Annotated in this window: 4 protein-coding genes; 1 reads left to right on the top strand and 3 read right to left on the bottom strand. The window is 63.6% G+C overall.

All coding sequences use genetic code 11. From position 1 onward, the window contains the following. Positions 1 to 107: 107 nt before the first annotated feature. From ABE456_RS27105 to aceE, 3 genes are all read right to left on the bottom strand, one after another. Positions 108 to 2,798 (bottom strand): EAL domain-containing protein, encoded by a 2,691-nt coding sequence (locus tag ABE456_RS27105; protein WP_346646666.1) that lies wholly within the window; start codon positions 2,796 to 2,798, stop codon positions 108 to 110. Between the two features lie 283 nt (positions 2,799 to 3,081). Beyond that, entirely contained in the window at positions 3,082 to 4,713 is a 1,632-nt protein-coding gene (gene aceF / locus ABE456_RS27100; protein ID WP_346646665.1) for a dihydrolipoyllysine-residue acetyltransferase, read from the bottom strand. Between the two features lie 13 nt (positions 4,714 to 4,726). Next, entirely contained in the window at positions 4,727 to 7,372 is a 2,646-nt protein-coding gene (gene aceE, locus ABE456_RS27095; protein ID WP_346646664.1) for a pyruvate dehydrogenase (acetyl-transferring), homodimeric type, read from the bottom strand. Positions 7,373 to 7,755: 383 nt separating this feature from the next. Here aceE and glnE point away from each other — a divergent pair, with 383 nt between their 5' ends. Continuing rightward, the gene (glnE, locus tag ABE456_RS27090) at positions 7,756 to 10,689 is read left to right on the top strand and encodes a bifunctional [glutamate--ammonia ligase]-adenylyl-L-tyrosine phosphorylase/[glutamate--ammonia-ligase] adenylyltransferase (protein WP_346646663.1); all 2,934 of its coding nucleotides are present in this window, start codon (positions 7,756 to 7,758) and stop codon (positions 10,687 to 10,689) included. Positions 10,690 to 10,773 lie beyond the last annotated feature (84 nt).

Here is a 10,773-nt window from a genome sequence, read left to right as displayed (position 1 = left end):
CCCACAGGGATACCACAGGTTTCGAGACCTGTGCGGTCCCTGTGGGAGCTGGCTTGCCGGCGATAGGGCCCGAATGGCTTCTATAGTGCCCGAGGTTGAAGCCGCTGTCAGGCCACCGGTCCACGCGGGTAGCGCTTCAACCGCTCAGCCAGCTCGCGCCCGGGGATCGGCCGGTCGAACAGGTAGCCCTGGCCCACGTCACAGCGGTGCCGGCGCAGGAACGCCAGCTGCTCCGGGGTCTCGATACCCTCGGCCACCACCTTCAGCTTCAGGTTGTGGGCCATGGCCACCACCGCCGAGGTGATTTCCATGTCGTCCTGGTTATCCGGGATTTCGTTGATGAAGCTGCGGTCGATCTTGAGGATGTCGATCGGAAACTTCTTCAGGTAGCTCAGCGACGAATAACCGGTACCGAAGTCGTCCATGGCCAGGGTCAGGCCCAGGGCCTTCAGCTCGTCCAGCTGGCGGTGGGTGTCTTCACTGGCTTCCAGCAGCAGGCCTTCGGTCAGCTCCAGCTCCAGCAGGTGCGGGGGCAGGGCTTCTTCCTTGAGGATGCTGCTGATCGACGCCACCAGGTCCGGGTCGGAGAACTGCTTGGGCGACAGGTTGATGGCCACGTGCAGGTTGCCCATGCCAGCCTCGCGCAGTTGCTGGCTCATGCGGCACGACTGGCGCACCACCCATTTGCCGATGGGGATGATCAGGCCGGTTTCTTCCGCCACGCTGATGAACTGGTCGGGGCGGATCATGCCGCGCTCGGGGTGGTTCCAGCGCAGCAGCGCCTCCAGCCCCAGCAGGCGGCCGCTGCGCAGGCACAGCTTGGGCTGGTAGAACACCTCCAGCTCGTTCTGGGTCAGGGCGCGGCGCAGGTTGTTCTCGACGAACAGTTTGTAGCTGGCCTCGGCATTGAGCACTTCGGTAAACACCTGCACCTGGTGCTTGCCGTTGGCCTTGGCCTTGTGCAGCGCCAAGCCGGCGTTTTTCATCAGGCTGGCCGGGTCGGCGCCATGCAGTGGCGCGTAGGCCAGGCCCACCGAGGCGGTGACGTTGATCAGCTGGTTGTCGACGAACATCGGCTTGTCGAGGGTGCGCAGCAACTGCTGGGCAATGCTTTGGCCATCTTCCAGGCTGGTATCGTCAAGCAGCACGGCGAACTCGTTACTGGCAAAACGGGCCAGGATGCCGCCGGTGTGCAGGCTGTTGCGCAGGCGCCGGGCCAGGCTGATCAGCAGTTTGTCGCCGGTCTGGTGGCCGAGGCTGTCGTTGATGCGCTTGAAATTGTCGATGTCTACCAGCAGCAGGCACATCGAGCTTTCGCCGTCGCGGGCAAAGCGTTCGTCGAGGCTGCGGATGAACGCCGGGCGGTTACCCAGGTTGGTCAGGTTGTCGGTGTAGGCCAGGCGCTCGATGCGTTGCTGGGCCAGCTTGGTCTGGGTGACGTCTTCGTAAATGCCGATGTAGTGGGTCAGCTCACGGTTGTCGCCGTACACCTTGGAAATCGACAGCTGGCCCCAGTACGGCTCGAGGTTCTTGCGCCGGCTCTTGAACTCGCCCTGCCAGCTGTTACCCATGGCTAGGCTCGACGGCGAGTCGAACAGCAGCTCGCTGAGGTTCTCCAGCGCCGGCAGCTCACCGAGGTGGCGGCCCTGTACTTCCTCGGTGCTGTACTGGGTGATGGCGGTGAAGCTGGGGTTGACGTACTCCACCCGGCCATCGCGGTTAACCAGCAGGAAGGCGCTGGCGCTTTGCTCGACTGCACGCTGGAACAGGTGCAGGGCATTGGCTGCGGCGCGCCGGTTGTGGTTGGTGATGACCTGGGCGAACTGGTCGGCCAGCTCGCCAGCAAAGGCTATCTCGTCCGACTGCCAGGCCCGTGGCTGGCCGGTCTGCTCCAGGCATAGCACCCCGATCACCTGGCCATCGACGCGGATACTGGCGTCGAGCATGGCTTTGTTTTCCGGGCGCAGGCTCTGTGTCAGGGCGCGTGTGCGCGGGTCATGGCCGGCGTTGTGGGCATCGATGGCGCGGCTGGCGTGCAGGGCGTCGAGGTAGTCGGGGAAGCGGCTGGCATCGATGGCTTCGGGCTGGCGGTGCTCCTGTGCCTCGCGGTACCAGGCGATGATCGGCTCCAGGCGCTGGTCATCCAGGTGCCAGATGCTGGCGCTGTCGACCTTGTAGATTTCGCAGGCGCTCTGGGTAATCAGCTGGGCGGCTTCGAGCAGTGAGTTGCCGGCGCTGTAGCGCTGGCGGGCCAGGCGCAGGATCAGGTCCTGCTGGCCGCGTACACGCTCCAGGTGCTCAAGTTGCTCCTGCTGGGCGCGCTGGTTCAGTTGCAGGGCCAGTTGCAGGCGGTTGTTGCGCGACTCAAGGTCGCTGGCGTCGCCCTCGGCGCAATCTTCGGCCTGGCCGTCGAGTACGCTCAGGTAACCGCGCAGCAGCTGGCGGTTGTGCTGCTTGAAGGCTTCACCCGACTCCAGCAGGCGCAGCGACGCGCCTGGCGCGTGCAGGGTGTAGCGCACGCGGTAGTAGCCGCGCTGGGCCAGTTGCAGCTGGATCTCGTCATGCAGCCGGTAGCGCGCCTCGGGTTCCATCAGGCTGGCGTAGGGCGCGTCTACCAGGGCGCACAGGTCGCCAGCTTGCAGGCCGAACTGGCGCTCGCAGGCCGGGTCGAGGTAAAGCATGGCCCAAGTGGCTTCGTTGAGCCTTTCGAAACGCAGCATGCCGAGCCGCGAGGGCACGGGTAACTGCGTGACGACCTCGGCCGCCACACGGCTGGCGGCATCGGGTTGGCTTTTCATCGAAGACTCGCTTGAAGAGAGAACGCGGCCTTGGGGCGGCGGCGGGTTCGGCAAGGTTGCATCATGTCCCGAGGGCTGGCAAGCAGCCATGCGTGATGCTGTGGAGGGGTTATCGGCGGTTTGGCCGGAATCTGTAGTTTGGCTGGAGATTTCGGGGCCGTTTTGCGGCTCCAATGTGCCTTATGCCAGGCAAAAAAAAGCCCCGCCAAATGACGGGGTTGAGGTACGAGCGTGGCAGCTCGAAAAGGGTACTGCCCCTCGCAGGGAGGGGCAGTGTGCTGCCTTACAGCAGCATGGTGCGGATATCGCCCAGCACGTCGCCCAGGCGCTTGGTGAAGCGCGCGGCGGCAGCGCCGTTGATCACACGGTGATCGTAGGACAGCGACAGCGGCAGCATCAGCTTCGGCTGGAAGGCCTTGCCATCCCAGACTGGCTGCATGGTCGCCTTGGAGACGCCCAGGATAGCCACTTCCGGCGCGTTGACGATCGGCGTGAAGCCGGTGCCGCCAATGTGGCCGAGGCTGGAGATGGTGAAGCAAGCACCTTGCATGTCGTCGGCCGACAGCTTTTTGGTGCGCGCCTTCTCGGCCAGTGCAGCGGCTTCGGCAGCCAGTTGCAGCAGGCTCTTCTGGTCGACGTTCTTGATCACAGGGACCAACAGGCCGTCCGGGGTGTCCACGGCGAAGCCGATGTGCACGTACTTCTTGCGGATGATGGCCTTGCCGCTTGGCGCCAGCGAGCTGTTGAAGTCCGGCAGTTCCTTGAGCAGGAAGGCGCAGGCCTTGAGCAGCAGTGGCAGCACGGTCAGCTTCACGCCAGCCTTCTCGGCCACGGCCTTCTGCGCAACGCGGAAGGCTTCCAGCTCGGTGATGTCGGCGGAGTCGAACTGGGTCACGTGCGGTACGTTCAGCCAGCTGCGGTGCAGGTTGGCGGCACCGACCTGCATCAGGCGGGTCAGGGCCACTTCTTCCACTTCACCGAACTTGCTGAAGTCCACGGCCGGGATCGGCGGGATGCCGGCACCGCCGGTCGCGCCAGCGGCTGCCGGAGCTTCCTTGGCCTTCTGCATCATCGCCTTGACGTAAACCTGCACGTCTTCTTTCAGGATGCGGCCGTGCGGACCGGTGGCGGCAACTGCGCCCAGGTCGACACCGAATTCACGGGCCAGCTGGCGTACTGCCGGGCCGGCGTGAACCTTGGCGTTGCTGCCGGCGGCCGGTGCAGTAGCGACCGGAGCCGGAGCTGTGGCCGGAGCGGCAGCTGGTGCGGCAGCAGCAGGCGCGGCAGCTGGGGCAGGTGCAGCGGCGGCTGGAGCCGGGGCAGCAGCAGGCGCTGCGCCTGCAACCTTGAGCTTGAAGATCAGGTCGCCAGTGCCGACTTCGTCTTCCAGCTTGCACAGGACTTCTTCGACCACGCCGGCAGCCGGCGACGGGATTTCCATGGAGGCCTTGTCGGACTCCAGGGTAATCAGCGACTGGTCAGCTTCGACGGTGTCGCCGACCTTGACCAGCACTTCGATGATCTTGGCCTTGCCCGACGAGCCGATATCCGGCACGTGGATGTCCTGCACGCTGGCGGCAGCCGGGGCTGCTGACGGAGCAGGGGCGGCTGCAGCGGCCGGGGCCGGCGCAGCAGCTGGAGCCGGTGCAGCGGCCGGAGCCTCAGGGGCCGCAGCAGCGGCGCCCTCGGCTTCCAGGACCAGCAGCTCGTCGCCTTCTTTCAGGCGGTCGCCCAGCTTGACCTTAAGTTCCTTGATGATGCCGGCCTTGGGGGCCGGGATCTCCATGGAGGCCTTGTCGGACTCCAGGGTCAGCAGGCTCTGGTCAGCCTCGATACGGTCACCGACCTTGACGAACAGCTCGATGATTTCACCTTCACCGCTGCCGATGTCAGGTACGCGAATGAGTTCGCTCACTTAAAAATACTCCTCAGCAGTCCAGTGGGTTGCGCTTGTCCGGGTCGATACCGAACTTGACGATAGCGTCTGCAACAACCTTTGGTTCGATCTCGCCACGGTCAGCCAGGGCTTCCAGGGCAGCCAGCACCACGAAGTGGCGGTCGACTTCGAAGAAGTGACGCAGCTTCTTGCGGCTGTCGCTGCGACCGTAACCGTCGGTACCCAGGACCTTGAACTCTTTGCTCGGTACCCACTGGCGAATCTGCTCGGCGAACAGCTTCATGTAGTCGGTAGAGGCGATGACCGGGCCTTTGCGGCCAGCCAGGCACTCTTCGACGTAAGTCTGCTGTGGCTTCTGGCCAGGCTTCAGGCGGTTGGCGCGTTCTACGGCCAGGCCGTCGCGGCGCAGTTCGTTGAAGCTGGTGACGCTCCACACGTCGGCACCGACGTTGAACTCTTCACGCAGGATCTTCGCGGCTTCGCGGACTTCGCGCAGGATGGTGCCGGAGCCCATCAGCTGTACGTGGTGCGCGGCTTCGCGGGTGTCTTCTTCCAGCAGGTACATACCCTTGATGATGCCTTCCTCGACACCGGCCGGCATGGCTGGCTGCTGGTAGGATTCGTTCATCACGGTGATGTAGTAGAAGATGTCCTGTTGCTCTTCGGTCATCTTCTTCATGCCGTCCTGGATGATCACCGCCAGCTCGTAGCCGTAGGTTGGATCGTAGGTGCGGCAGTTCGGGATGGTGCCCGCCATCATGTGGCTGTGACCGTCTTCGTGCTGCAGGCCTTCACCGTTGAGGGTGGTACGGCCGGCGGTACCGCCGATCAGGAAGCCACGGGTGCGGCTGTCGCCAGCGGCCCAGGCCAGGTCGCCAATGCGCTGGAAGCCGAACATCGAGTAGAAGATGTAGAACGGCAGCATCGGCTGGTTGTGGCAGCTGTACGAGGTACCGGCAGCGATGAACGACGACATGGCGCCGGCTTCGTTGATGCCTTCCTCGAGGATCTGTCCCTTCTTGTCTTCGCGGTAGAACATCACCTGGTCTTTATCGACTGGCTCGTAGAGCTGGCCGACCGACGAGTAGATGCCCAGCTGGCGGAACATGCCTTCCATACCGAAGGTACGGGCTTCGTCCGGGATGATCGGGACGATGCGCTGGCCGATTTCCTTGTCCTTGACCAGCTGCGCCAGAATACGCACGAAAGCCATGGTGGTGGAGATTTCGCGGTCGCCCGAGCCGTCCAGGATCGCTTTCAGCGTTTCCAGTGGCGGAGTCGGGATGCTGAAGCTCTTGGCGCGGCGCTGTGGCACGAAACCGCCCAGAGCGTTGCGGCGCTCGGCCAGGTACTTGGCTTCGGCAGAACCTTCTTCCGGCTTGAAGAACGGCAGGTTCTCCAGGTCGGCATCCTTGACCGGGATGTCGAAGCGGTCACGGAAGTGACGCAGGCTGTCGACGTCGACCTTCTTGGTGTTGTGCGCGGTGTTCTTGGCTTCGCCGGCACCGGTACCGTAACCCTTGATGGTCTTGGCCAGGATGACGGTAGGCTGGTCTTTGTGGTTGACCGCCTGGTGGTACGCCGCGTAGACCTTGTACGGGTCGTGGCCGCCACGGTTGAGCTTCCAGATCTCTTCGTCGGACAGGTCTTCGACCATGGCCTTGAGCTCTGGGGTGTTGAAGAAGTTTTCACGAACGTACGCGCCGTCTTTGGCTTTGTAGTTCTGGTATTCGCCGTCGATGACTTCGTCCATGCGGCGCTGCAGGGCACCGTTGGTGTCCTTGGCGAACAGTGGGTCCCAGAAGCGGCCCCAGACAACCTTGTTGACGTTCCAGCCACCACCACGGAACACGCCTTCGAGTTCCTGGATGATCTTGCCGTTACCGCGAACCGGGCCGTCGAGGCGCTGCAGGTTGCAGTTGATGACGAAGATCAGGTTGTCCAGCTTCTCGCGGCCGGCCAGGGCGATTGCGCCCAGGGATTCCGGCTCGTCGCACTCGCCGTCGCCCATGAAGCACCAGACTTTCTGCTTGCCGGCCGGGATGTAGCCGCGGGCTTCCAGGTACTTCATGAAGCGTGCCTGGTAGATGGCCTGGATCGGGCCCAGACCCATCGATACGGTCGGGAACTGCCAGAAGTCAGGCATCAGCCATGGGTGCGGGTACGAAGACAGGCCGTTGCCGTCCACTTCCTGACGGAAGTTGTTCATCTGGTCTTCGTTGATGCGGCCTTCCATGAAGGCACGGGCGTAGACGCCTGGCGAAGCGTGGCCCTGGAAGAAGATCAGGTCGCCGCCGTGTTCTTCGGTCGGGGCCTGGAAGAAGTAGTTGAAGCCGATGTCGTACAGGGTGGCACTGGAGGCGAAGCTGGAGATGTGTCCGCCCAGGTCCGAGTCTTTCAGGTTGGTGCGCATGACCATGGCCAAGGCGTTCCAACGCACCATCGAGCGAATGCGGCGTTCCATGAACAGGTCGCCAGGCATGCGTGCTTCGTGGGTGACAGGGATGGTGTTGCGGTATGGCGTGGTGATCGCATACGGCAGCTGGGAGCCACTACGGGTGGCCAGCTCGCCCATACGGGTCATCAGGTAATGAGCGCGGTCTTCGCCTTCTTTGTCGAGGACCGACTCCAGGGCATCCAGCCATTCCTGGGTTTCGATTGGATCGAGGTCTTGCATGGCTTGCTCCAGGGCGGAAAGGCAACCAGAATCGATTGCCTGAGATTGCGACTGGCCTTATGGGCAGACGTCGTGAATTCTTGGATTACCGGGGTGTCTTCCGGCGCGTTGTAGTTTTACTACATTTGCTTTCGCATTTCATGCTTTTACACGACACGAGTAGTAGTAAAACTACATTTGTGCGACGTTTGGTCGCACCTTGGCTTGTGAGGAAAAACGTTCATGTTGGTTGGCATTGTGTCGCGAACGGGTGGTTCTTGATGTTTATTGCCAATTTTTCGTTTTTTTCAGCTATTTCCAACTTTTGTACGACAGTCCAACCGTGGTCCAGCTTCCCCTTGGCCGCTTTTTCCCCTCTATTTCACGCCGATCAAGGATAGACCATGCGCCTACCTTTGCCGTCCGATCTGCCTGCCACCTTGCAGCCGCTGGTCACTCGCAACCAGCAGTTCATCAGCGATGCCGTGGCCGGCCACCCCGAACTCGACCTGAACAGTTGGAGCCCGGCCCAGCGGCAGCAGTTCGATCAGGTTGCTGCCGCCAGCGACTTCGTACTCAGCCTGGCCCAGCGCGAGCCGGCCATGCTGTTCGCCCTGCTGGCCAGTGGCGAGCTGGAGCGGCGTTACGCCCCGGGTGAACTGCGCGGGCAAATTGCCGCGGCGGCCCAGGCGGCACAGGGCGAAGACGAGCTGGCGCGCAACCTGCGCCGCGAGCGTAACCGCCAGCAGCTGCGCATTATCTGGCGCGACATCACCCGCCAGGCCGAGCTGGGTGAAACCTGCCGAGACCTGTCCGACCTTGCCGATGCCGCCATCGATGAAGCCTACCAATGGCTGTACCCGCGCCATTGCCAGCAGTTCGGCACGCCCATTGGCAACCGCAGCGGCCAGCCGCAGCACATGGTGGTGCTGGGCATGGGCAAGCTGGGTGCGGTGGAGCTGAACCTGTCGTCGGACATCGACCTGATCTTCGGCTTCCCCGAAGGCGGTGAAACCGAAGGTGTGAAGCGTTCGCTGGACAACCAGGAATTCTTCACCCGCCTGGGCCAACGGCTGATCAAGGCGCTGGACCCGGTAACCGTCGACGGCTTTGTGTTCCGCGTCGACATGCGCCTGCGCCCCTATGGCTCGGCCGGCTCGTTGGTACTCAGCTTCAATGCGCTGGAGCAGTACTACCAGGACCAGGGCCGCGACTGGGAACGCTACGCGATGATCAAGGCGCGGGTGGTTGCTGGTGACCAGGCGGCCGGCGCGCAGCTGCAAGAGATGCTGCGCCCGTTCGTCTACCGCCGTTACCTGGACTTTTCCGCGATCGAAGCGCTGCGCACCATGAAGCAGCTGATCCAGCAGGAGGTGCGGCGCAAGGGCATGGCCGACAACATCAAGCTGGGTGCCGGTGGCATCCGCGAGGTGGAGTTCATCGCCCAGGCCTTCCAGTTGATTCACGGCGGGCGCGACCTCAGCCTGCAGCAGCGGCCGTTGCTCAAGGTGCTGGCCACCCTGGAGGGCCAGGGTTACCTGCCGCCAGCGGTAGTTGCCGAGCTGCGCGAGGGATATGAGTTCCTGCGCTACACCGAACATGCCATCCAGGCCATCGCCGACCGCCAGACGCAAATGCTGCCGGAAGGCGAGACCGATCAGGCGCGGGTAGCCTACATCCTCGGTTTTGCCGACTGGCAGAGCTTCCATGACCAACTGATGTACTGGCGTGGCCGTATCGACTGGCACTTCCGCCAGGTGATCGCCGACCCGGATGAAGAAGACGGCGAAGGCGAACTGGTGGTGGGTGGCGAATGGTCGCCGCTGTGGGAGCAGGCGCAGGACGAAGAAGCCGCTGGCCGCCAGCTGCAGGAGGCCGGTTTCAAGCAACCCGCCGAAGCCTTGCGGCGCCTCGCCGGGCTGCGCTCCAGCCCGCAGTTGCGCTCGATGCAGCGCATTGGCCGTGAGCGCCTGGATGCCTTTATCCCGCGGCTGCTGGCCCAGGCGGTGGAGCATGCCAACCCCGACCTGGTGCTTGAGCGCGTGCTGCCACTGGTCGAGGCCGTGGCGCGGCGCTCTGCCTATCTGGTACTGCTCACCGAAAACCCTGGCGCCTTGCGCCGCCTGTTGACCCTGTGCGCCGCCAGCCCGTGGATTGCCGAGCAGATCGCCCTCTACCCGCTGCTGCTCGACGAACTGCTCAACGAAGGCCGCCTGTTCAGCCCGCCACTGGCACCAGAGCTGGCCAGTGAGCTGCGTGAGCGCCTTACGCGCATCCCCGAGGATGACCTGGAACAGCAGATGGAGGCGCTGCGCCACTTCAAGCTGGCCCACAGCCTGCGCGTGGCTGCCTCGGAAATCAGCGGCAACCTGCCATTGATGAAAGTCAGTGACTACTTGACCTGGCTGGGTGAAGCGATTCTCGACCAGGTGCTGGCCCTGGCTTGGCGCCAGACCGTGGCCCGCCACGGCCAGCCCAAGCGCAGCGACGGCAGCCTGTGCGACCCAGGCTTCATCATCATTGGTTATGGCAAGGTTGGCGGCCTGGAGCTGGGCCACGGCTCGGACCTGGACCTGGTGTTCATTCATGACGGCGACCCGCAGGCCGAGACCGACGGCGCCAAGCCTATCGACAGCGCGCAGTTCTTCACCCGCCTGGGCCAGCGCATCATTCACCTGCTGACCACCCAGACCAACTCGGGCCAGTTGTATGACGTGGACATGCGCCTGCGCCCGTCCGGCGCTTCGGGCCTGCTGGTCAGTTCGCTGGGCGCGTTCGAGCGCTACCAGCAGAACGAAGCCTGGACCTGGGAGCACCAGGCCCTGGTGCGGGCCCGTGTGCTGGTGGGTTGCAAGCAGGTGGGCGCAGCATTTGAAAGTGTGCGCGCCAAGGTGCTGGGCCAGGCCCGCGACCTGGAAAAACTGCGCAGTGAAGTGAGCGAAATGCGCGCCAAGATGCGTGACAACCTCGGCACCAAGGCCACGGCTGCCGGTACCGCAGCCAATGCATTCGAGGCGGGCGTGCCGTTCGATATCAAGCAGGATGCCGGCGGTATCGTCGATATCGAATTTATGGTGCAATACGCCGCTTTGGCCTGGTCCCATGACCACCCGGCCATACTCCGATGGACCGATAACATCCGCATTCTGGAAGAGCTGGAGCAGGCAGGTTTGATGCCTGCCAGTGACGCGGTGCTGTTGCGTGAAGTGTACAAGGCGTTCCGCTCGGCCTCGCACCGCCAGGCCCTGCAGAAGCAGGCCGGGGTGATCGATGCGGCGCAGTTTGCCGATGAACGCCGTGAAGTGCGGCGGATCTGGGGTGAGCTTGGCCTCACCTGAAGGCCCCGCCAGCCCTGTGGGAGCGGGTTAACACCCCAACACCCGCGAATCCCGGGCCCGGCCACCCCGCGGGATATTAGCGGG

The sequence above is a fragment of the Pseudomonas sp. TWI929 genome (assembly GCF_039673335.1).
Taxonomy (GTDB): domain Bacteria; phylum Pseudomonadota; class Gammaproteobacteria; order Pseudomonadales; family Pseudomonadaceae; genus Aquipseudomonas.
This window is presented reverse-complemented; position numbering and strand designations above follow the sequence as displayed.